The following is a 20,862-nucleotide window of genomic DNA, read 5'->3' as shown; positions in this document are numbered from 1 at the left end:
GATCTGGAACACTGTTTCTGGTTTGTAAACAACACACTTTACGCTTCACTTCGGGCGAATGTGGTTAACCGAATACAAAAGTGATAGGAAATAACCTTCTGCTGGCGCGCGGTCGCCATGGCGCAAGGGGTTCGCGGGAGAACCTCTTGCGCCTCTCCTTCCGTGGCTTCTAATACGTAGCCACGAGCCGCTACGCCACCATCGAGTTCCTTCAAAGCATGGGTGTCAATTCCACAATTGTTTTCGCAGACCTGACCGGGAGTTCCAGGGTTTTTGAAGCCATGGGAAATGCCCGGGCCACGGAAACGGTGACGCGCCTCACCCAGTGGATCGGAAGCATCTGCCAGGCCCACGGCGGCAGGGTGGTGAAGTCGCTCGGCGACGGGGTGTTCGCGATCTTTTCGAATGCCGCCGCGGCCACGCATGCGGTGATCGAACTGCAGCGCTACCACCAGAAGCGACTCATGGCATGGCCGGTACCGCTGCGCATGGCATTGCAGATCGGCGTTGCAAGCGGCGAAGTCCTCGAGGTCGAGGGCGACTGCTTCGGCGATGCGGTCAACCTTGCGTCGCGCCTGAGCGACCTGGCCGGGCCTGGTCAGATCTGGGCGGCCGACGCCGTCATCGCGCAGTTGAGCGAAGCGGTGGTCCGGCATCGCGACCTGGGCCTCATCACCATCCGCGGGCGCAGCGAAATGTCGGCCGTTCACCGCATCGACTGGCAGGAGGAGCTGACGTCGTTCCTGACGGTGCCGGCCGCGCTGACGCCGCTTCGGCTGCCCGATTCGTCCTTCGGGCAGATCGAGCTGGCGTGGCTCGACGTGCGTTCCATGTTCCGCACGGAAGAGCTTCCGATCCATCTCGGACGGGTGAACGACGCACAGTTCGTGGTCAACGATCCGCGTGTTTCGCGGTTGCATGCGCGCATTGAACTGCGGCAAGGCAGCTGCGTTCTGACCGACCTCAGCACCTACGGCACCTGGGTCCGGTTTCATGGCAACGGCGGGCCCAGCAATGAAATCGCGCTGAGGCGCGAGGAATGCGTCCTGCATGGCAGCGGCGAGATCGGCCTGGGCGCGTCGCTGAGCGATTTCACCGCGCCGACCATCGCCTTCAATACCGCCGGCACCGAGGTGCTGCTCTCGCACCGCGAGATCGCGCGCTAGGCGCCGCCGGCGTTCATCAGTCCGGCGCTGAAGAAAGGATCGCGGTCAGTTCGGCGATGTCGATCGGTTTCTGAAGATGATGGTTGAACAGCTCGCGCGCGCCCGTGCCGGCAGCGTCTTCCACTGAGAATCCCGAGATGGCGACAAGCAGCTTCGGGCTGCCTTCCCCCGTGGCCGAGCGCAACCGCCGCGCCACCTCGGTGCCCGGAAAGTCGGGCAGCGTGAGGTCGATGAGCGCCGCATCGAAGTGCTCCACCGCAGCAGCATCCATTGCCTGCTGCGCTGTATAGGCGCAGCGGGCGGTGTGGTCCTGCAGTGTCAAAAGCTCCTGCAGCAGGTCTGCCGCGGCTACGTTGTCGTCGACGATCAGCACATTCACTGAGGCAAGCCTTGATCAGGAGAGAAGGAAGCTTCGAGTATCCCGGTCCGTCGCGCCATATGCAGTAGGAGGGCGCCTACGCCCGCGCTTGCGTTGCAGTCTTTGCCTCGGCCTGAATCGGCAGCTCGACCCGGAACAGCGCGCCCTGGCCTGGCGTGCTTTCCACCTCGATGCGTCCGCCGTGCAGGCCCACGATCTTGCGCGTGATGTAAAGCCCCAGACCCAGGCCGGAGGCGTGCTTGCGGCTATCGTCGGTACGTTCGAACTGCTCGAAGATGCGTTCCTGGTCTTCAGGTGCAATGCCGATGCCCTGGTCGCGCACGGTGATGCGCGCGATGCCGCCGGCCTCGCTCACCATCATCTCCACCGGCTTGCCGCGGCCGTAGCGCAGCGCATTGGTCAGCAGGTTGGTCAATACCTGTTCGATGCGGAACTCGTCCCACACGCCCCGCAGTGCGCCCGGCGCCTCGAGTGCAATCATGGAACCCGCTGCCTCGGCCTGCTGCCACAGCCCTTCCACCACAGCCCGCGCCAGAGCGGCAAGGTCGACCGGCTGGGGCTGGATGGACAGCGCATCCCGCCGCATGCGCGTGACGTCGAGCATGTCGTCGATCAGGCGCACCATGTTGCGAATCTGCCGCTGGTCGCGCTCGATCATGGCGGGCAGGCGATCCGGCGCGAAGGACTCCAGCTTGCCCTTGGAAAGGTGCAGCTGCCGCAGCTGCGTTTCGAGATACAGCGTATTGAGCGGCGTGCGCAGCTCGTGCGAAACCATGGACATGAAATCGTCGCGCATGCGCACCGCGTGCTCGAGCTTGCGCTGTGTGTGCCGCAGCTGCTCCACCAGTTCTTCCTGCTTGTGGTGGGCGGCAGCGAGTTTTTCCATCTCCTGGTCGAGCGCCTTGCGGTGGCGATGCAGGTCGACGAACACGGTGACCTTGCTCGTGACCGCATGCGGGTCGAGCGGCTTGTGCAGGAAGTCGACCGCGCCGCTCTCGTAGCCCCGGAAGGCATAGTTGAGTTCGCGGCCTGCCGCGCTCACGAAGATGATCGGGATGTGCCGCGTGCGCTCGGTGCCGCGCATCAACTCGGCCAGTTCGAAACCGTTCATGCCGGGCATCTGCACGTCGAGAATGGCCAGCGCAAATTCATGGTCGAGCAGCAGCGCCAGCGCTTCTTCGGCCGAAGTCGCGCGGTACACCGCGCGCCCGGGACCGCGGATCAGGGCCTCCAGCGCCAAAAGGTTTTCGGGCAGGTCATCGACGATCAGCAGCTTGCTTTCGACGTCAATGGACATGGGCAGACTCCAGTTGCAAGAGCAGGGCGCGAAGCTCGCGCAAGGAAAGCACGTGATCGGGGGAATGGAGGGCAATGGCCGCTTCGGGCATGGTGGAAATCTGGGCTTCGTTGGGGTCCTGGACGGCGGTAATGCCACCGGCCAGATGAATGCGCTGCAGGCCTTCGGCGCCGTCGTCGTTCGCGCCGGTCAGCAGAAAGCCGGCCAATGCCGGCCCGTAGGCGTCGGCTGCGGAGGCCATCAATATGTCGATCGAAGGCCGCGAAAAGCGTACCGGCGGCTCGCAGCTGAGCGAAAAGCATCGGTTGCGCTCGATCGACAGATGGTAGCCGGGCGGCGCGAAATACACGTGGCCGGACGCGATCGGCATCTTGTCCGCGGCCTCGCGCACCGGAACCCGCAGGCGCTCGGCGAAGATCTCCGGCAGATGGCTTTCATGCCCCTCGGGCAAGTGCAGGACCACCACCAGCGGAAGATTCCATGGCAGAGGAAGGTCGTGCAGCATCCGCAGCAGCGCCTCTATGCCGCCGGCGGAGGCGCCGAGTACCACGGCCTCGATGCGCCTGGTCGGAGATTGCACGGCGTTCGGTTTCATGTCGCCTTGCGATAGATGCGCTCCGGCTTCGCATGCGCATCGAAACGTTCCGAATAGCTCGAGAAATCGATGCTCTCCTTGGCGCCCAGGCCCAGAAAGCCGCGGTGGCACAGCGACTCATGAAACAGGCCCAGCGCGCGGTCCTGCAGCTCGCGGTTGAAATAGATGAGCACGTTGCGGCACGACACGAATTGCGTCTCGGCAAACACGCTGTCGGTGGCCAGGCTGTGGTCGGCAAAGATGACGTCGGCGCACAGCGAGGGGTCGAAGCGCGCGGCCTCGTAGGCGGCCGTGTAGTAGTCGGAGAAAGAACTCCGCCCGCCGGCGCGCTGATAGTTGGCCGTGTAGCCCCGGATCGACTCGATGGGAAAGATGCCCTGACGCGCCTTCTCGAGCGAAGCGGGATTGATGTCGGTAGCGTAGATCTGCGTGCGCGAAAGCAGGCCTTCCTCCCGCAGCAGAATCGCGAGCGAAAACACCTCTTCGCCGGTGCTGCAGCCCGCCACCCACACCTTCACAGAGGGATAGGTGTGCAGGATGGGCACCACGTGCTGGCGCAACGCCAGGAAGTAGGCGGGGTCGCGGAACATCTCGCTCACCGGAATCGTCAGGTATTGCAGCAGTCGGCCGAAGAGCCCCGGGTCGCGCAGCACTTTTTCCTGCAGGGCGGAGATGCTCGGAAGCCCGAGCTGCGCCAGCGCATGCAGCACGCGGCGCTTCTGCGAGGCGACGGTGTAGTCGCGGAAGTCGTAGCTGTACTTGAGGTAGATCGCCTCCATCAGCAGCCGCAGCTCGATCTCCGTGTTGCTCAACGGAGACGGCAGGGGCGACGGTGTGGCGGTGCGGTTCACAGCCTCTCCATTTTCGGCATCCACACGCGCAGAAGCGAGAACAGGCGCTCCAAATCCACGGGCTTGGCCAGGTAGTCGCTGGCACCCGCGGCCAGGCATTGCTCGCGGTCGTCCTTCATGGCCTTGGCGGTGATGGCGATCACGGGCAGCTTCTGGAAGCGCCGGTCGGCGCGCAGCCGGCGCGTGGCCTCCAGGCCGTCCATCTCCGGCATCATGACATCCATCAGGACCAGGTCGATCTCGGGCGCCTGCTCGAGCTTTTCGAGCGCCTCGCGGCCGTTGCGGCCGATCTCGACCACCGCGCCGCGCTGTTCCAGCGCGCTCGTCAGCGCGAAGATGTTGCGCACGTCGTCGTCCACCAGCAGGATGGTGCGCCCCTCGAAGATGCGGTCGCGTCCGCGCGCGGCCTTGAGCATGCCCTGGCGCTCGCTGGAGAGCTCGGCCTCCACCTTGTGCAGGAACAGCGTCACCTCGTCGAGCAGGCGCTCCGGCGAGCGCGCGCCCTTGATGATGATCGAGCGCGAGTAGCGATGCAGCTCGGCTTCCTCGTCGCGCGTGAGGTTGCGCCCGGTGTAGACGATGACGGGCGGAAACGAAACGATTTCTTCGGCCGCCATGCGCTTGAGCAGTTCGCCGCCCTGCATGTCGGGCAGGTGCAGGTCGGTGATCATGCAGTCGAACACGCGTTTGCGCAGCACGGCGAGCGCCTCTTCGCCCGAGCCCACGGCGATGATTTCGATGTCCTCGTCGCCGATGAGCCGGATCACGCTTTCGCGCTGCAGCACGTCGTCTTCGACCAGCAGCACGGTCTTGACCTTCTGCGTGAGCTTTTCCTCGAGCCGGGCAAACACCTGTGTCAGCTCGGCGCGGGTGGCCGGCTTGCGCGCATAGCCGATGGCCCCCATCTGCAACGCGGCGGCCTGCGCGTCGTCGGCCGCCGACACCACGTGGATCGGAATATGACGCGTCTCGGGCGAATCCTTCAGGCGCTGCAGCAGGTCCAGGCCGGTGCTGTCGGGCAGGCGCATGTCCAGCAGGATGGCGTCGGGCAGGAGCTGCTGCGCCAGATCGAAGCCGTCGGCCGCGCCGTGCGCCACCAGGCAGCGATAGCCGAGCTCGTGCGCCAGGTCATAGAGGATGTGCGCGAACTGCGGCTCGTCCTCGATCACCAGCACCCGGCGCACCTGGTCGCGCGGCAGCGCGCGGTCGTCGGAAAATTGGGGGGACGGTACCACCACCGGCGGCGCCGGCGCCACTGGCACCGCACGCGAAGCTGGAGAGAGGGACGGGGAGGAGGGCGCGCGTGCCGCAGCAGCCTTGGCGGGAGCCGCGGCCGGCGTTTGTCGGGATGCCTGCGGCGCCACCGCCGGCAGCTGCAGGGTGAAGGTGCTGCCCTGGCCGGGCTGGCTCTGCAACGCCAGCGTGCCGCCCAGCAGGCGGGTCAGATCGCGCGAGATCGACAGGCCCAGGCCGGTGCCGCCATACCGGCGGCTGGTGGTGCCATCCGCCTGTCGAAAGGCTTCGAAGATCAGCTCTTGCTGCTCGGGCGCAATGCCGATGCCCGAGTCGGAGACCGCAAACACCGCACCACCATCGGGTGCGGCGGAAACCACCAGCGCCACCTCGCCGCTGTCGGTGAACTTGAGTGCATTGGACAGCAGGTTCTTCAGGATCTGCTCGACCCGGTGGCAGTCGGTCACCAGCGACGCGGGCACATCCGGATGCATCGTCAGCTTGAAGCCCAGGCGCTTTTCGGCGGCCAGCGGGCTGAAAGTGCGCTCCAGGCTCTGGGCGAGCTTGGCGGGCGCCACGTCTTCGATCACCACTTCGAGCTTGCCCGCCTCGACCTTCGAGATGTCGAGGATGTCGTTGATCAGCGTCAGCAAGTCGTTGCCCGACGAGTAGATCGATTCCGCGAACTTCACCTGCTCGGCGCTCAGGTTGCCCTGCGGGTTGTCGCCAAGCAGCTTGGCCAGGATGAGCGCGCTGTTGAGCGGCGTGCGCAGCTCGTGCGACATGTTGGCCAGAAATTCCGACTTGTAGCGGCTGGCGCGCTGCAGCTCGTCGGCGCGGTCCTCGAGGTCGCGCTGCACGCGGCGCAGGGCGGCATTGCGCTGGTCCAGCGCCTCGGTGCGCTCGGAGAGCTGGCTGTTGGTCTGCTCCAGCTCGGCCTGCTGGTTCTCCAGCATGGCTTGCGAGGCGCGCAGCGCGCGCGACTGTTCCTCGAGTTCCTCGTTGGCGGTGCGCAGCTCTTCCTGCTGCACCTGCAACTCTTCGTTGAGCTGCTGCGTTTCCGCCAACGCGTCCTGCAGCTGTTCGCGGTAGCGTGCCGCCGCAAGGGAAGCGCCGATGTCCTCGGCCACCAGATCGAGCAGTTCAATGGTGCGCCCGTCGGGCGCGCCGGGAAGGCCGAGCTCGACCACGCCGTTCACGATGCCGTCGCTGGCCACCGGCACCAGCAGCACGGCCGAGGGCGCCATCTCGCCGAGGCCGGAATTGACCTTCAGGTAGTCGGCTTGAATGGGCTCGATAAGCATGCGGCGCTTCTCGGCAGCGGCCTGGCCGACCAGGCTCTGGGTGGGCGAGAACACCTGCGGCGTTGCCTCGGCCTCCATCGAGAAGCCGTAGCTTGCGGCGCGGCGCAGCGTGCCATGCCGCTCGCGCACGTACAGCGCGCCCACCGCGCAGCCCAGGCGCCGCGAGAAGAACGCGAGCACCTTGCGGCCCAGGTCGTTCGCGCTCAGCTCCCCAACCAGCTCGCCCACCATCTCGGTTTGCGCGCTGCGCAGCCAGGCTTGCTGCGCCAGCCGCTCGGCGTGCGCGGCCTGCTCCCGCAGCACCGCGTCATAGCTGTCGGAAAGCCGCATGAGCTGCCGCCGGCCGAAGTAGGCCACCATGCCGGTGAACACCAGCGTGAAAAGCAGGAACACGCCCACCACCAGCCAGCTGGTGCGGTTGGCCTCCTCGTTGCGCTGGAAACGCAGGCCTTGCTGGGTGTCCATGAAGGCAGTGAACTCGGCGCGCATGTCGTCGCTCAGCCGCTTGCCCCGGCCCTGCCGCACCAGCGCCTGGTAGTCGCCGCCGTCGCGGCGCGCGGCGATCATCTCGCGCGCGAATTCATTCCATTCCGTTTGCAGCGCGGCGATGCGCCCGATCCGCTCGCCTTGCTGCCTGTTGTCAGAAACCTGCCCCTGGAGCGCCTCGATGTCGCCCTTGATCCTTGGCAGCGCGCTCTGGTAGGGCTCAAGAAAACTTTCCTCGCCGGTGATGAGGAAGCCGCGCAGGCCGGTTTCCATGTCGATGGTGCGGCGCTGCAGTTCACTGGCGTTGCGCACCACGCGGTCGGTTTGCTCGACGCGGCTGATGGCCGACAGCAGAAACACGATCAACCCCACGAACACCAGCGCGCCGATCAGGCCGCCCAGCAGAGGCCACTTCAGGTTGCGGCTCAGCAGGCGTTCGAAATCATCGGGGTCGATCGCAGTGGGGGTTTTCATTCACAGAGGATTTGTAAGCAAAACTTTTGAAGTTTTGCCGAAAGCCGAGGACCTTCGTGTCGGATAAGGCCCCGACACGATTCTGCGGCACAGGCTGGAGTGGGTCGTTATACTGTTGTTTCATACAGCATTGCAGTGACCACGGATCTTTCCACAAAGCCGCAGGCAGACCCGACCGATGCCCGCACGGTGTCCGTCAAGGCGCTGTGCGCCTTCGGCGCGAAGGCGGGCGACCTCGACCTGCGTTTCGTGCCCGCGCCCAGCGCGCTCGAGGGCATGGCCGGCCATGCGCTGGTGCAGGGCCGGCGCGGCGAGGCCTACCAGAGCGAAGTGGCGCTCGTCTCGCACTGCGGCGCGCTCAAGGTGCGCGGCCGGGCCGACGGGCACGACCCGCGCGAGCCGCGGGTCGAAGAAATCAAGACCTTTCGCGGCGACTTCGATGCCATCCGCGGCAACCACCGTGCGCTGCACTGGGCCCAGGCCCGCACCTACGGATGGATGCTGTGCGAGATGCACGGCTACGCGCACATCACCGTCGCGCTGGTGTACCTCGACCTCGGCACCGGCGAAGAAACCGTGCTGGAAGAGCAGCACACTCGCGCTGCGCTGCAGGCGTACTTCGAACTCTTGTGCGCACGCTACAGCGCCTGGGCGCAGAGCGAAGCCGCGCACCATGCCGTGCTTGGCGATGCGCTCGGCCGCCTTGATTTTCCGCATGGAAAATTCCGCGCCGGCCAGCGCGAACTGGCCGAGGCCGTGTACCGCGCCGCGGTGAACGGGCGCTGCCTGATGACGCAGGCGCCCACCGGCATCGGAAAGACGCTGGCCACCATCTTTCCGCTGCTGAAGGCGCGCGCCGCGCGGAAGATCGACAAGATCTTCTTTCTCACCGCCAAGACCTCGGGCCGGGCCGTGGCGCTCGACGCCTTGCGCGTGATGGGAGAAGGGTGCTCGCAGGTGCGCGTGCTCGAACTCACCGCGCGCGACAAGGTTTGCGAATACCCCGACCGCGCCTGTAACGGCGACTCGTGTCCGCTGGCCAAGGGCTTCTACGACCGCCTTCCCGCCGCACGCGAAGAGGCCGCGCGAGCCGCCCGGCTCGACCGGCAGGCGCTGCGGCAAATTGCGCTTGCGCACACCGTGTGCCCCTATTTCCTCGCGCAGGAAATGGCGCACTGGTCCGACGTGATCGTGGGCGACTACAACTACTACTTCGACGGCAGCGCCTTTCTCTACGCCACCATGAAGGACGATGACTGGCGCGCGGCGGTGTTGGTCGACGAGGCGCACAACCTGCTGGAGCGCGCCCGCGGCATGTACACCGCCGAGCTCGACGGCCAGGCACTCGAAGAAGCCCACCGCGTGGCGCCCGCATCGGTGCGCGGCGCACTCGGCCGGCTGTACCGCGAATGGGACACGGTGCAGCAATCGCAGACCGAGGCCTACGACACCGCCGATGAGATACCCGAACGCTTCGCCCGCGCTCTGCAGGCGGCCAACACGGCCATGGGCGAGTACTTTGCGGCCACGCCGGACGCAGCGCAGGGGCCGCTGCAGCGCTTCTTCTTCGACGCGCTGCAGTTTGCCCGGCTGGCCGATTCGTTCGACGACCATTCGGTATTCGAGCGCACGCTGGGCCCCGCGCACGGCCCGCAGCAGCGCAGCCTCTCCATCCGCAACCTCGTGCCCGCGCCGTTTCTGGAGCCACGCTTTGCCGAGGCCGCATCGGTCACCTGCTTTTCGGGCACCTTGTCGCCCTTCGGGTTCTATCGCGATGCGCTCGGTCTCCCGCCGGAAATGATGTTGCTCGACGTGGCCTCGCCATTCCAGGGCCGGCAATTGCGGGTCGAGGTGGCGATGAATGTATCGACCCGGTTCCGCGACCGCGCGGCTTCGCTGTGCAGCGTGGCCGGCATCATCGGTGCCCAGTTCGAACGCCTGCCCGGCAACTACCTCGCGTTCTTCAGCAGCTTCGATTATCTGGAGAAGGCCTGCGCGGCCTTCCTGGCCAGGCACCCCGGTGTACCGGTGTGGACGCAGACGCGCGGCATGGCCGAAGCCGAGCGCCACGACTTTCTGGCGCGCTTCGAGGAGGGCGGCCGCGGCATCGGCTTTGCAGTGCTCGGCGGCGCATTCGGCGAAGGCATCGACCTGCCCGGCAGCCGCCTGATCGGCGCCTTCGTCGCGAGCCTGGGCTTGCCGCAGCACAACGCCTTGAACGAGATCACGCGCGAGCGCATGCAGGCGCGATTCGGCAAGGGCTACGAATACACCTACCTCTATCCTGGCCTGCAAAAGGTGGTGCAGGCGGCCGGCCGCGTGATCCGCACCGAGCAGGACGAGGGCGTGCTGCACCTGCTGGACGATCGGTTTGCGCGCGCCGAGATCCGCGAGTTGCTCCCGCCATGGTGGCAGCTGCGCCTGGGCGGTCCCATGCGCGGGCCCAAGGAAGGAGAAGACGTCGATGCGGTCCGCTAGCCACATCCAGTTGGCCGACGAACCCGACCTGTTCGGAGAGGCTCCGGTGGCCGCCATCGAAGGGCTGCGGTATGAGCGTGAATTTCTTACGCGCTCGGAAGAAGACGAACTGCTGCGCATCGTGCAGGGCTTTGAACTCCGCGAGATGCGCTACAAGGAATACATCGCGCGGCGGCGCGGCATCAGTTTTGGCGGCAGCTACGACTTCGACAACCACCGCCTGCGGCCCGGTGCGCCGCTGCCCGAGGCGCTTCATCCGCTGCGCGAGCGGGTGGCCGCGTGGATAGGCATGGCGCCCGAGGACTTCACGCACGTGCTGTTGTCTGAATACAGGCCCGGTACGCCGCTCGGCTGGCATCGCGACGTGCCCGACTTCGAAGACATCGTGGGTGTTTCGCTGCGCAGCAGCGCCGTGATGCAGCTGCGGCCGTACCCGCCGGCCAGCGCGAGTGCACCCGCCAGCCTTCAACTGCTGATCGAGCCGCGTTCCATCTACATGCTGCGCGGGGCAGCACGGTGGGCATGGCAGCACAGCATCGCACCCACGGAGGCGCTGCGTTATTCCATCACCATGCGTACCCGCCGGCGCGCGTGACCCGCGGCAGGACGTGGAGCAGGTCGTTTCGCCGCAGCCTTCTTCACCAGGCTCGACGCCACGGACAGGTCCTTGAGCCACGCTTCCCACGCGGCCTCCCGTTGCGCGGGGTCGCCGCGCAGTAGGGCGGAGGGGTGGAGGGTGACCAGCACGCGGCGGCCAGTCGCCGCATCTTCGATCCACTGGCCGCGCTCCTTCATCACCGCGACGGGTCGGCCGAGCAGGGTGCGGGCGGCCGTGGCACCCAACGCGATAAAAGCCTGCGGCTGCACGAGTTCCATCTCGCTTTCGAGCCAGTGATGGCAGGCCTCGGCTTCGCGCTGGCCCGGTGTCTTGTGGATGCGGCGCTTGCCGCGCAGTTCGTATTTGAAGTGCTTCACCGCATTGGTCACGTAGAGCTTGTCGCGTGACCAGCCGAGCTCGGCCACGGCGCGGTCGAACAGCTTGCCCGCAGGGCCGACGAAAGGGCGGCCCACCAGATCTTCCTTGTCGCCCGGCTGCTCGCCCACCACCATCAGCACCGCGCCGACCGGTCCCTCGCCGAACACCGACTGCGGGGCATGCGCGCCCAGCGGGCACTCCCGACAGGCGTCGGTGGCCACGCTGAGCGCCTTCAGCGCGGCGGTGGCTTCGTTGCGATGAGACACGGCAACGGCAACCGTTCAAGCTGTCCCGCGGTCAGTGGTTGGAGCCGCCCCGCCGGGCCTGGCTCTGGTTGCTGCTGCCGACATGGCCTTCGCGGTCATGACGGCTCTCCACGGTCCGGCGTGGCTCGTTGCGCGGCGTGGGGCTCTGATGGCCCGCCTTGTTGTGCTGCTGGGGAGGCAACGAACCGCGCTCGTCGGGCGTGTTGGGGTTCGTCTTGGACATAGGTGCTCCTTCGAAAGAATGAATGGACATTCATTTGTCGGCGCAGCACAGGGCCGCGGGTGTGGGAATAGACCCACGGCAGGCGTCGTCCCAGCCTCGCGCCGTTGCAAGGTCGGGTAGGTCCCGTGGGGACCAGGCATTTGTCAATATTCGAGATCGGCCATCCGCATGTCTGATAACAAGAATGACACTCCTTGACGTGTGAGAACTCGATATTCCGCCGCTATCTTTATCGCCTGCAAGACAACTTGCATGTCCCTCACGAGGTGGCCCTCGCGCACGAAACAGCTCAGTTGCACGGGGTTGATCTGAACGTTCTGCCTACACCGGCCAACGTCGTTCAAGTGCGGTCCTTTCAATGCACGATCCGGCGGTTTGCCGCGCCGCATTTGCGCCGATACGATCCCGCGCCTTGCCCCAAAAGGAATGCGCGAATGCCGCCAACGATTGCTTCTCCCTCGACGCTCGCACCGTCGAAAAACGCCGCCTGGCAGCAGCGCAGCCGCCGCCATGTCTGGCATCCGTGCACGCAGAGCATCCGGCTCGAGGCGGTGCCGCCATTGCCCATTGCACGGGGCGAGGGCGTCTGGCTGTTCGACCACGACGGCCGCCGCTATCTCGATGCGACGAGCTCGTGGTGGGTCAATCTCTTCGGCCATGCGCATCCGGCCATCAATGCGGCGCTGAAGGACCAGCTCGACAAACTCTCGCACGTGATGCTCGCCGGATGCACGCATGCGCCAGCCGTCGAGTTGGCCGAGCGGCTCGCCGCGCTGACCGGCCGTGCGCTGGGCCATTGCTTCTATGCCTCCGATGGCGCCTCGGCCGTGGAGATCGCGCTGAAGATGAGCTTTCACGCGTGGCGCAATGCGGGGCGCAGCGGCAAGCAGAACTTCGTCGCCGTGCGGCGCGGCTACCACGGCGAAACACTCGGCGCGCTGCATGTGACCGACGTGCCGGTGTTCCGCGACGCTTACGCACCGTTGCTCGCAAATGCGCACCTCGTCGAATCGCCCGACGCGCGGGCCGCACGACCGGGCGAGCACGCAGCCGACGTGGCGCGGCGCGCCGCCGCCGAACTCGAGGCGTTGCTGGCCGAGCGGCATGCAACGATCGCCGCCGTGATCGTCGAGCCGCTGGTGCAATGCGCCACCGGCATGGCAATGCACGACCCCGAATACCTGCGCCTCGTGCGCGCGCTGTGCGACCGCTACGAGGTGCACCTCATCGCCGACGAGATCGCAGTGGGCTGCGGTCGCACCGGCACTTTCTTCGCGTGCGAGCAGGCCGGCATCTGGCCCGACTTTCTTTGTCTCTCCAAGGGCATCAGCGGCGGCTACCTGCCCCTTGCGCTGGTGATGACGCGCGACGCGATCTACGAAGGCTTCGTCGACGACGACGTGGCGCGCAGCTTCCTGCATTCCCATTCCTATACCGGCAACGCACTGGCCTGCCGCGCGGCGCTGGCGACGCTCGACCTGTTCGAGCGCGAAGACGCGCTGCGGCGCAACCTCGCGCGTGCCGAACGGCTGATCGGTCGGCTGCGCGAGGGGCTGCGCGGCATGCCCGTCGATCACCTGCGCCAGTGCGGAATGATCACCGCCTTCGACGTGCGCGAGCCCGGTGCGCGATTTGCTGAGCGCTTTCACCTGGCCGCACGCGCGAACGGACTGCTGATGCGCCCGATTGGTACGACGGTCTACCTCATGCCGCCCTATGTGATCGGCGACGAGGAAATCGACCTGCTGGTCGATGGCACGCTGGCCACGTTGGAAGCGGTGGTTGCGCCCACCCACGCAGACCACGCAGCCCACGCAGAAGGAGGCCGCGATGTCGCGCTTGCTTGAACGCCTGCAGGAAGAGATCACGGCTCTCGACGTGAAGTCGCTGCGCCGCCGCCGGCAGGTCGCCGAAACGGCCTGCGCACCCGAGCAATCCCTGACGCTGGCCGGCGCGGCGGCACCGCGCACCATGCTCGGCTTCAGCAGCAACGACTACCTCGGCCTCGCCGCGCATCCGGCGCTGGCCGCCGCGCTGGCCGAGGGCGCGGCACGCTATGGCACGGGCAGCGGCGGCTCGCACCTGATCCTCGGCCACTCGCGCGCACACGCCGAACTCGAGGAGCGGCTGGCCGACTGGATGGCGCCGCACATCCCGGAGGCGCAAAGCCTGTTCTTCTGCACCGGCTACATGGCCAACCTCGCGGTGCTGTCGGCGCTGGGCGGTGCCGAGGCGGTGATTTTTTCCGAGTCGCTCAACCATGCGTCGCTGATCGACGGTGCGCGGCTGGCCAAGGCGCGGGTCGAGCGCTATCCGCACTGCGACGTGGCCGCGCTCGATGCGCAGCTCGGCGCCTGCGACGCGCCGGTCAAGCTGATCGTGAGCGATGCGGTCTTCAGCATGGACGGCAATATTGCGCCGGTTGCCGAACTGCTCGCGCTGGCGGAGCGGCATGACGCCTGGCTCGTGCTGGACGACGCGCACGGCTTCGGCGTGCTCGGCTCCACGGGCCGGGGCGTGCTGCAGGCCATGGGCCTGCGATCGGAGCGGCTGGTGCTCATCGGCACGCTCGGTAAGGCGGCCGGGGTGTCGGGCGCTTTCGTGGCGGCGCACCGCACCGTCATCGACTATCTCGTGCAGCGGGCGCGGCCCTACATCTTCACCACCGCCGCGCCGCCGGCCATCGCGCATGCGCTGCTCGCGAGCCTTACGCTGATCGAAGGCGAAGAAGGCAAGCAACGCCGCGCCCAATTGCAGGCGCGCATCGGGCAGCTGCGTCGGGGCCTCGAGGCGCTCCTGCCGCCGGACGGCAGCGCCTGGCTGCCGGATTCGCCCACCGCGATCCAGCCGCTGATCGTCGGCGACAACGCGCGCGCGATGCAGACCATGGCACAGCTCGATGCGCATGGTTTGCGTGTCGGTGCGATCCGCCCGCCGACCGTGCCCGCCGGCACCGCGCGGCTGCGGATCACGCTGTCGGCCAGCCACAGCGAGGCCGACGTGGCACGGCTGCTGGACGCCTTGGGCGACGCGCTGGAAGAGCCTTGGAAGGAGGCAGCATGAGCGCCGCGCCGGGTGCACCAATGACGCACCGCCGCTGGTTCGTCACGGGCACCGACACCGGCGTCGGCAAGACGCTGGCCAGCAGCGCGATGCTGAGTCTGCTGGCCGCCTCGGGCCTGCGGTCGGTCGGCATGAAGCCGGTGGCCGCTGGCCTGGAGCTGGTCGATGGTGCGTGGTGCAACGAAGACGTCGAGCAGTTGCGCGCGGCCGGCAATGTCGATGTGCCGTTGGCCTTGCGCTGCACCTACCTGCTGCGCGCGCCGATGTCGCCGCACCTGGCCGCGCGGGAGGAGGGCGTGCGCATCGAGTTGCCACCGCTGCTGTCGGCCTTTGCATCTTTGTCCCAGTGCGCCGACGCGGTGGTGGTCGAAGGCGTGGGCGGGTTCTGCGTGCCGTTCGGCGACGACCTCGACAGCGCCGATCTGGCCGTCGCGCTGGGCCTGCCGGTGATCCTCGTGGTCGGCCTCAGGCTCGGCTGCCTGAACCACGCGCTGCTTACGGCGGAAGCGATTCGCGCGCGCGGCCTCGTGCTGGCGGGATGGATCGCAAGCGTCATCGAACCGGGCATGCTGTCGCCCGAGGCCAACCTGCAGACCCTGCGCGCCCGGCTCGGTGCGCCCCTGCTCGGCGTGGTGCCGCACCTTGCCAAGCCCTCTGCGGCAAGCGCGGCGCCGCACCTCGATCTGCGCGCATTGCGCGCCACCGCGGCCCACGCCGCGCGGCAACGCTCAGCCGCGCTGGCCTGATTCAGCCAGGCGCTTGGCCCGTGCGCCGCCCTGGCGCTCGAGCATCCAGCCGGGGTATTCGGAGGGCAGGGCGCTGACCTTGTCGAGCGCGTCCAGCTCGCTCGCATCGAGCCGGATGGCCGTGGCGGCGATGTTGTCGTCCAGCTGCTCGACGCGCTTGGCGCCCACGATCACGCTGGTCACTACCTGCTGGTGCAGCAGCCATGCCAGCGCGATCTGCGCCACCGAAACTTTGCGCGCCTCGGCCAGCTGGCGCATCACGTCGATGCAGTCGTAGGCGCGCTCGACATTCACGGGCGGAAAGTCGAAGGTGGTGCGGCGGCTGCCTTTCTCGGCTTCGCCGTCGCGTCCGTATTTGCCACTAAGCAAGCCGCCCGCCAACGGACTCCAGACCATCAGGCCCACGTTTTCGCTCTGCAGCATGGGCGCCAATTCGCGCTCCAGGTCGCGGCCCGCGATGGTGTAGTAGGCCTGCAGCGACTCGAAGCGCGCGAGCCCTTGCCGCTCGGCGATGCCCAGTGCCTTCATGATCTGCCAGGCGGCCCAGTTCGAAACGCCCACGTAGCGCACGTGGCCCTGCTGCACCAGGTTGTCCAGCGCGCGCACGGTTTCCTCGATGGGCGTCACCGGGTCGAAGCCGTGGATCTGGTACAGGTCGATGTGGTCCAGCTGCAGGCGCTTCAGGCTGGCTTTCACCCCGTCCATGATGTGATAGCGCGAGGCGCCGGCCGAATTGGGGCTCTTGCCGGTTTCGCCCAGCACCTTGGTGGCGACCACCACGTTCTCGCGCGGCACCTTGAGGTTCTTCAGCGCCTGGCCGGTGATGGTTTCCGAAAGCCCGTCGGAGTACACGTCGGCGGTGTCGATGAAGTTGATGCCGGCGTCCAGCGCACGGCCCACCAGGCTTTCCGCCTCGGACTGCTGGAGGTTGCCGATGTGTCCCCAGATGCCGCTGGCGCCGCCGAAGGTCATGGTGCCGAGGCAGAGCTCGGAAACGAACAGGCCGGTGCGGCCGAATTTGCGGTATTGCATCTCGCATTCCTTTGCTGAGTGGTGGAGATTCCCCGAAGGGCCTGGCAAAAGTATCCGGCCGGCGGCGGCCGGGCGGCCAGCGCGTTCCTGCAAAGTCTTTGCCTATTTCTCCAGACCTCCGTCCGGGCCCGTGCAGATTCGCGGATGCGGCGCTAAGCTTTGAACCACCCGATCCTCCGCGCCGCCGCGGCGCCGTGAATCACCCCCAGACAAAGCCCTGAACATGTCCGACGAAACACCCGAAATCGCTGCCGCCATTGCCCAGCCGATGCCGCTGGACCCGCAACTCGACGAAGCCAGGAAGGAACTGGTCGCGCTGATCAACCGCATCACGCGCGGCCAGGACGGCACAGTGGAAACGCCGGTGGCCGGCCTGCAGGTGTTCTGCATCAGCAAGCCCGACGGGCCCAAGCACGCCTTTGCGACGCCGGCGCTCGGGCTCATTGCGCAGGGTTCCAAGCGGATCATCGTGGGCGACGACATCTATGTGTACGACCCGATGCACTACCTGGTGACCTCGGTCGACCTGCCGGTGTGCGGTCAGGTTCGCCTGACGAGCGACAACGAACCCTATCTCGGCGTGCGGCTTGAGCTTGCGATCGACGACATCGGCGAACTCATCGGCGACGAGAAGCTGCCCGCCAAGGCCAACGCGCCCGCGTCGCGCGGCATGTACGTCAACCGCATCGCCATGCCGGTGCTGGAGCCGGTGCTGCGGCTGCTGCGGCTGGCCGAGACGCCGGAAGACGTGCCGATCATGGCGCCGCTCATCAAGCGCGAGATCATGTACCGTTTGCTGGTGAACGGGGAGGGCGCGCGGCTGCGCCAGATCGCGCTGCAGGATAGCCACACCCAGCGCGTGGCCAAGGCCATCAGCGCGCTGCGCGTCAACTATGCGCAGTCGCTGCGCATCGAGGACATGGCGCGCGCGGTGCACATGAGCGTGTCGTCGTTCCACCATCATTTCAAGGCCGTGACGGCCATGAGCCCGCTGCAATACCAGAAGCAGCTGCGGCTGCAGGAGGCGCGCCGCCAGATGCTGATGGCGGGCGTGGACGTGGCGAGCGCGGCGCACAGCGTGGGCTATGAAAGCCCGTCGCAGTTCGCCCGCGAGTACAGCCGCATGTTCGGCGCGCCGCCGCTGCGCGACAAGCGGCGCTGGCTCAGCGAAGCGCAGAACGACGCGCTCGGCGACGCCTCGGTGCAGGCCGCCTGAGGGAAAGCCTTTGCTGCGGCCTACCGCAGCACGAGCACCGGCAGCGTGGAGTGCGTCAGCACGTGCTGCGTCTCGCTGCCCAGCAGCAGCCGCTTGATGCCCTTGCGGCCGTGCGAGGCCATCACGATCAGGTCGCACTTGTGCTTCTTCGCCGTGGCGACGATCGACTCGGCCACCAGATCCGAGTTGGCGATGGCCGTCTTCAGCGGCACGCCGCTCGCGGCAGCGCGCGTCTCCACCGCATCCAACATGCCCTGCGCCTTGTCGGCCCACTGCTTTTCCACCCGCGCGATGTCTTCGGGCGAAAAGGACATGGCGCCGTCGAAGTAGCTCTTCGGGTAGCGCGGCACCACGGTGAGCGCCACCAGGTCGGCCTCGTTCCGGGCCGCGATGGCGATGGCGCTGGTGACGGCTTTCTTGGAAAGCGTGGAGCCGTCGGTGGCCACGAGGATGCGCTTGAACATGGTGTTCTCTTCGGAGGAAATGTGCAGCCAGCTTAGGCACGTTGCCCCGCGCGCCCCTTGATGCAGATCAAACAAGAGCCCGGCCCCGGCCCTTAGCCTTGCCCGATGCAAGCTGCGCTCGCCCCTTTCTCCCCGGCCGCTGCGCTCCCACGGGCACCCCGTGAGGAGTGGCAGGTGCTCGATGATCCCTCCGAATGGACTGCGTTTGGCCGCGCGCTCGACGAAGCCGCCGGGCGATGGGAGTCGCAGGTGGCCGTGGAAGGCATGCATTGCGCGGCCTGCGGCCTCACCGTGGAAACGGCGCTGCTGCACGTGCCCGGCGTGCTCGAAGTGCAGGTCAACGCCGCGAGCCAGCGTGCGCGCGTGGTGTGGTCCGCCGTACAGACGCGGCCCTCCCGCTGGTTCGAGGCCTCCGAGGCCGCGGGTTATCGGCTGGTGCCGGCCGCGGACAGTTCCGCGCGCGAGCGCCGCTCGCGCGAACTGCGGCTTGCCTTGTGGCGCTGGCTGGTGTCGGGCTTCTGCATGATGCAGGTGATGATGTACGCCTACCCGGCCTACATCGCGCAGCCCGGCGAGATGACGGCGGACGCGGCGCAGTTGCTTCGCTGGGCCTCGTGGGTGCTCACGCTGCCGGTGCTTTTCTTTTCGTGCGGCCCGTTCTTCCGCAGCGCATGGCGTGACCTGCGCAACGGGCGCATCGGCATGGATCTGCCGGTGGCCTTCGGCATCGCCATTGCCTTCGCGGTCAGCAGCGCGGCCACTTTCGACGGCGCGGGGGTGCTCGGCCGCGAGGTGTATTTCGACTCGCTGACCATGTTCGTGTTCTTCCTCCTCACGGGCCGCTGGCTCGAGGCGCGGCTGAGGGACCGCACGGCAGGCTCGCTCGAGGCCGTGATGAACCGCTTGCCCGACAGCATCGAACTCCTGGAAGCCGATGGCGGCTGGCAGCGCGTGGCAGTGCGCCGCCTGGCCGCGGGCGACGTGGTGCGGGTGCGCCCCGGCGAGGCATTTCCAGCCGACGGCGTGCTGATCGACGGCGGCACCAGCACCGACGAGGCGCTGCTCACCGGCGAATCCCGCCCCGTGCCGCGTGCGCGCGGCGAGCGCGTGCTGGCGGGCAGCCACAACCTCTCGGCCACGGTGCAGGTGCGCATCGAATCGGTGGGCGAGGGCACGCGCTTCGCACAGATCGTGCGGCTGATGGAAAGCGCTGCGCTGAGCAAGCCGCGCCTGGCCCAGCTGGCGGACCGGATCGCACGGCCGTTCCTCATCCTCGTGCTGGCCTCGGCCGCCGGGGCCGCAGCTTTCTGGTGGCATGCCGATTCGGGCAAGGCCCTGATGGTGGCGGTGGCGGTACTGATCGTGACCTGCCCCTGCGCGCTCTCGCTTGCCACGCCGGCCGCCATGCTCGCGAGCGCCGGAGCGTTGGCGCGCGGCGGTGTGCTGACCTCGAACCTGCAGGCGCTGGAGGCGCTGGCCTCGGTCGATACGGTGGTGTTCGACAAGACGGGCACGCTGACCGGCGACACGCCGCGACTTGAGCGCGTGTATTGCCGGCAGGGCCTTCGCCCCGGCGATGCGCTGGAGATTGGCGCCGCGCTCGGCGCGCATTCGCTGCATCCCGGTGCCCGCGCGCTGGTGAACGCATGGAATGCCCAGTTCCGCTCGCCGCCCGCATGGGAAGTGACGCAGCCCGCCGAGCTGGCGGGCCTCGGCCTCGAAGGCCTGCTGCGCCGAAGCGCGAGTGCCGACGGACTCGCCCGGCGCGTGCGGCTGGGCTCGGCAAGCCACTGCAAGGTGCCGCCGCTGCAGGTCGAGTCGCCGCAGGTTCATTTGAGCGACGAAGAGGGCTGGCTCGCGAGCTTCGTGCTCGCCGAGGAACTGCGCCCGGACGCCGCCGCCGCGGTGGCGGCGCTGCAGGGCGAAGGCATCACGGTGCGCCTGCTTTCCGGTGACCGTGACAGCGCGGCCCGCGAGATCGCCGCGAGCGCCGGCATTGCCTTTGCACAGGGCGGCTGCACGCCCGAGGACAAGCTGGAGGTGCTGTGGCGGCTGCAGGCCGAAGGCCGGCAGGTGGCGATGGTGGGCGACGGCCTCAACGACGGTCCTTCGCTGGCGCGCGCGAATGCTTCTTTCGCCTTCGGCCGCGCGGTGCCGCTCTCGCGTGCGCGGGCCGACTTCGTCGTGCTCGGCGATGCGCTCGCGTCCATTCCGCGCACCATTGCCCAGGCCAAACGAACGCTGCGCGTGGTGCGGCAGAACCTCGCATGGGCGGCAGGCTACAACGCGCTGTGCGTGCCGCTGGCCATTGCTGGGTGGCTGCCCGCGTGGCTCGCGGGCCTGGGCATGGCTGCGAGCTCGCTGGTGGTGGTGCTCAACGCGGCGCGGCTCGCGGCCGGGGACACCGGGAGCAGGGCGGTTCGCTGATGGACATCCTCTTTCTCCTGATCCCGCTGTCGGTCGTGCTGGTGCTCGCCATCCTGGGCGGTCTGTGGTGGGCCATCGAGCGTGGGCAATTCGACGACATCGAGATCGAAGGCGACCGGATCCTGCGTCACGATTGATCTGCATCAAACCGGCCCGAGGGGTGCGCGGGGACACTGGCTGCAGTCC

General features: G+C 67.4%; 18 protein-coding genes. 9 read left to right on the top strand and 9 right to left on the bottom strand.

Features of this window, described 5'->3' with window-relative positions; genetic code table 11:
- Positions 1-218 precede the first annotated feature (218 nt).
- Positions 219-1,166: an adenylate/guanylate cyclase domain-containing protein gene (locus BLR24_RS25580; protein ID WP_093022621.1), complete on the top strand. Its 948-nt coding sequence runs from the start codon at positions 219-221 to the stop codon at positions 1,164-1,166.
- A 16-nt stretch (positions 1,167-1,182) separates the two neighbouring features.
- Here the strand turns inward: BLR24_RS25580 and BLR24_RS25575 are convergent, their stop codons facing one another.
- From BLR24_RS25575 to BLR24_RS25555, 5 genes are all read right to left on the bottom strand, one after another.
- On the bottom strand, positions 1,183-1,545 hold the full coding sequence (locus BLR24_RS25575; protein WP_093022618.1) for a response regulator: 363 nt from the start codon (positions 1,543-1,545) through the stop codon (positions 1,183-1,185).
- 76 nt (positions 1,546-1,621) lie between these two features.
- Positions 1,622-2,842, bottom strand: a complete 1,221-nt coding sequence (locus BLR24_RS25570; RefSeq protein WP_093022616.1) for a hybrid sensor histidine kinase/response regulator — start codon at positions 2,840-2,842, stop codon at positions 1,622-1,624.
- Positions 2,832-3,437, bottom strand: coding sequence for a chemotaxis protein CheB (locus BLR24_RS25565; RefSeq protein ID WP_093022613.1), 606 nt, complete (start codon positions 3,435-3,437; stop codon positions 2,832-2,834). Before BLR24_RS25565 ends, BLR24_RS25570 begins: the two co-directional genes overlap by 11 nt.
- Entirely contained in the window at positions 3,434-4,288 is an 855-nt protein-coding gene (locus BLR24_RS25560; protein ID WP_093022610.1) for a CheR family methyltransferase, read from the bottom strand. Before BLR24_RS25560 ends, BLR24_RS25565 begins: the two co-directional genes overlap by 4 nt.
- On the bottom strand, positions 4,285-7,785 hold the full coding sequence (locus BLR24_RS25555; protein WP_093022608.1) for a response regulator: 3,501 nt from the start codon (positions 7,783-7,785) through the stop codon (positions 4,285-4,287). The genes BLR24_RS25560 and BLR24_RS25555 overlap by 4 nt, the downstream gene beginning before the upstream one ends.
- Before the next feature lie 135 nt (positions 7,786-7,920).
- Here BLR24_RS25555 and BLR24_RS25550 point away from each other — a divergent pair, with 135 nt between their 5' ends.
- Together BLR24_RS25550 and BLR24_RS25545 are read left to right on the top strand one after the other, a co-directional pair.
- The gene (locus BLR24_RS25550; RefSeq protein WP_093022605.1) at positions 7,921-10,263 is read left to right on the top strand and encodes a helicase C-terminal domain-containing protein; all 2,343 of its coding nucleotides are present in this window, start codon (positions 7,921-7,923) and stop codon (positions 10,261-10,263) included.
- Entirely contained in the window at positions 10,250-10,858 is a 609-nt protein-coding gene (locus BLR24_RS25545) for an alpha-ketoglutarate-dependent dioxygenase AlkB (protein WP_093022602.1), read from the top strand. Before BLR24_RS25550 ends, BLR24_RS25545 begins: the two co-directional genes overlap by 14 nt.
- Here the strand turns inward: BLR24_RS25545 and BLR24_RS25540 are convergent.
- Together BLR24_RS25540 and BLR24_RS25535 are read right to left on the bottom strand one after the other, a co-directional pair.
- Positions 10,822-11,505, bottom strand: a complete 684-nt coding sequence (locus tag BLR24_RS25540; protein ID WP_093022600.1) for a UdgX family uracil-DNA binding protein — start codon at positions 11,503-11,505, stop codon at positions 10,822-10,824. The two genes, BLR24_RS25545 and BLR24_RS25540, sit on opposite strands and share 37 nt — an antisense overlap.
- Positions 11,506-11,536: 31 nt before the next feature.
- The gene (locus BLR24_RS25535) at positions 11,537-11,728 is read right to left on the bottom strand and encodes a hypothetical protein (protein ID WP_093022597.1); all 192 of its coding nucleotides are present in this window, start codon (positions 11,726-11,728) and stop codon (positions 11,537-11,539) included.
- A gap of 434 nt (positions 11,729-12,162) precedes the next feature.
- On the opposite strand from BLR24_RS25535, the gene bioA reads away from it, so the two are divergent.
- From bioA to bioD, 3 genes are read left to right on the top strand one after another with little or no spacing between them, the layout of a single operon-like run.
- On the top strand, positions 12,163-13,575 hold the full coding sequence (bioA, locus tag BLR24_RS25525) for an adenosylmethionine--8-amino-7-oxononanoate transaminase (protein WP_093022592.1): 1,413 nt from the start codon (positions 12,163-12,165) through the stop codon (positions 13,573-13,575).
- Positions 13,559-14,791 carry an 8-amino-7-oxononanoate synthase gene (gene bioF / locus BLR24_RS25520; RefSeq protein WP_093022880.1) on the top strand — a complete coding sequence of 411 codons (1,233 nt, stop codon included), beginning with the start codon at positions 13,559-13,561 and terminating at the stop codon, positions 14,789-14,791. The genes bioA and bioF overlap by 17 nt, the downstream gene beginning before the upstream one ends.
- On the top strand, positions 14,788-15,537 hold the full coding sequence (gene bioD / locus BLR24_RS25515; protein ID WP_093022589.1) for a dethiobiotin synthase: 750 nt from the start codon (positions 14,788-14,790) through the stop codon (positions 15,535-15,537). Before bioF ends, bioD begins: the two co-directional genes overlap by 4 nt.
- Here the strand turns inward: bioD and BLR24_RS25510 are convergent.
- On the bottom strand, positions 15,520-16,569 hold the full coding sequence (locus BLR24_RS25510) for an aldo/keto reductase (protein WP_093022584.1): 1,050 nt from the start codon (positions 16,567-16,569) through the stop codon (positions 15,520-15,522). The genes bioD and BLR24_RS25510 overlap by 18 nt on opposite strands.
- Before the next feature lie 223 nt (positions 16,570-16,792).
- Here BLR24_RS25510 and BLR24_RS25505 point away from each other — a divergent pair, with 223 nt between their 5' ends.
- On the top strand, positions 16,793-17,785 hold the full coding sequence (locus tag BLR24_RS25505; RefSeq protein ID WP_055797189.1) for an AraC family transcriptional regulator: 993 nt from the start codon (positions 16,793-16,795) through the stop codon (positions 17,783-17,785).
- A 20-nt stretch (positions 17,786-17,805) separates the two neighbouring features.
- On the opposite strand, the gene BLR24_RS25500 is transcribed toward BLR24_RS25505, so the two are convergent.
- The gene (locus BLR24_RS25500; RefSeq protein ID WP_093022581.1) at positions 17,806-18,249 is read right to left on the bottom strand and encodes a universal stress protein; all 444 of its coding nucleotides are present in this window, start codon (positions 18,247-18,249) and stop codon (positions 17,806-17,808) included.
- Positions 18,250-18,354: 105 nt separating this feature from the next.
- On the opposite strand from BLR24_RS25500, the gene BLR24_RS25495 reads away from it, so the two are divergent.
- Both BLR24_RS25495 and ccoS read left to right on the top strand, forming a co-directional pair.
- A complete protein-coding gene (locus BLR24_RS25495; RefSeq protein WP_093022578.1) occupies positions 18,355-20,676 on the top strand; it encodes a heavy metal translocating P-type ATPase in 2,322 nt (773 codons plus the stop codon).
- Positions 20,676-20,813 carry a cbb3-type cytochrome oxidase assembly protein CcoS gene (gene ccoS, locus BLR24_RS25490; RefSeq protein WP_093022575.1) on the top strand — a complete coding sequence of 46 codons (138 nt, stop codon included), beginning with the start codon at positions 20,676-20,678 and terminating at the stop codon, positions 20,811-20,813. Before BLR24_RS25495 ends, ccoS begins: the two co-directional genes overlap by 1 nt.
- The last annotated feature ends 49 nt before the right edge of the window (positions 20,814-20,862 follow it).

This window comes from Variovorax sp. OV700, from assembly GCF_900099805.1.
Lineage (GTDB): Bacteria > Pseudomonadota > Gammaproteobacteria > Burkholderiales > Burkholderiaceae_C > Variovorax.
The sequence above is the reverse complement of the archived record's forward strand: the minus strand, read 5'-3'. Positions and strand labels throughout refer to the sequence as shown.

Bases quoted from the DNA above. Each gene is read 5' to 3' on its own strand.
- BLR24_RS25495 (WP_093022578.1), top strand. From the start codon at position 18,355: ATGCAAGCTGCGCTCGCCCCTTTCTCCCCGGCCGCTGCGCTCCCACGG.
- bioA (WP_093022592.1), top strand. From the start codon at position 12,163: ATGCCGCCAACGATTGCTTCTCCCTCGACGCTCGCACCGTCGAAAAAC.
- BLR24_RS25580 (WP_093022621.1), top strand. From the start codon at position 219: ATGGGTGTCAATTCCACAATTGTTTTCGCAGACCTGACCGGGAGTTCC.
- BLR24_RS25570 (WP_093022616.1), bottom strand. From the start codon at position 2,842: ATGTCCATTGACGTCGAAAGCAAGCTGCTGATCGTCGATGACCTGCCC.
- BLR24_RS25535 (WP_093022597.1), bottom strand. From the start codon at position 11,728: ATGTCCAAGACGAACCCCAACACGCCCGACGAGCGCGGTTCGTTGCCT.
- bioF (WP_093022880.1), top strand. From the start codon at position 13,559: ATGTCGCGCTTGCTTGAACGCCTGCAGGAAGAGATCACGGCTCTCGAC.
- BLR24_RS25510 (WP_093022584.1), bottom strand. From the start codon at position 16,569: ATGCAATACCGCAAATTCGGCCGCACCGGCCTGTTCGTTTCCGAGCTC.
- ccoS (WP_093022575.1), top strand. From the start codon at position 20,676: ATGGACATCCTCTTTCTCCTGATCCCGCTGTCGGTCGTGCTGGTGCTC.
- BLR24_RS25500 (WP_093022581.1), bottom strand. From the start codon at position 18,249: ATGTTCAAGCGCATCCTCGTGGCCACCGACGGCTCCACGCTTTCCAAG.
- bioD (WP_093022589.1), top strand. From the start codon at position 14,788: ATGAGCGCCGCGCCGGGTGCACCAATGACGCACCGCCGCTGGTTCGTC.
- BLR24_RS25555 (WP_093022608.1), bottom strand. From the start codon at position 7,785: ATGAAAACCCCCACTGCGATCGACCCCGATGATTTCGAACGCCTGCTG.
- BLR24_RS25565 (WP_093022613.1), bottom strand. From the start codon at position 3,437: ATGAAACCGAACGCCGTGCAATCTCCGACCAGGCGCATCGAGGCCGTG.
- BLR24_RS25505 (WP_055797189.1), top strand. From the start codon at position 16,793: ATGTCCGACGAAACACCCGAAATCGCTGCCGCCATTGCCCAGCCGATG.
- BLR24_RS25545 (WP_093022602.1), top strand. From the start codon at position 10,250: ATGCGGTCCGCTAGCCACATCCAGTTGGCCGACGAACCCGACCTGTTC.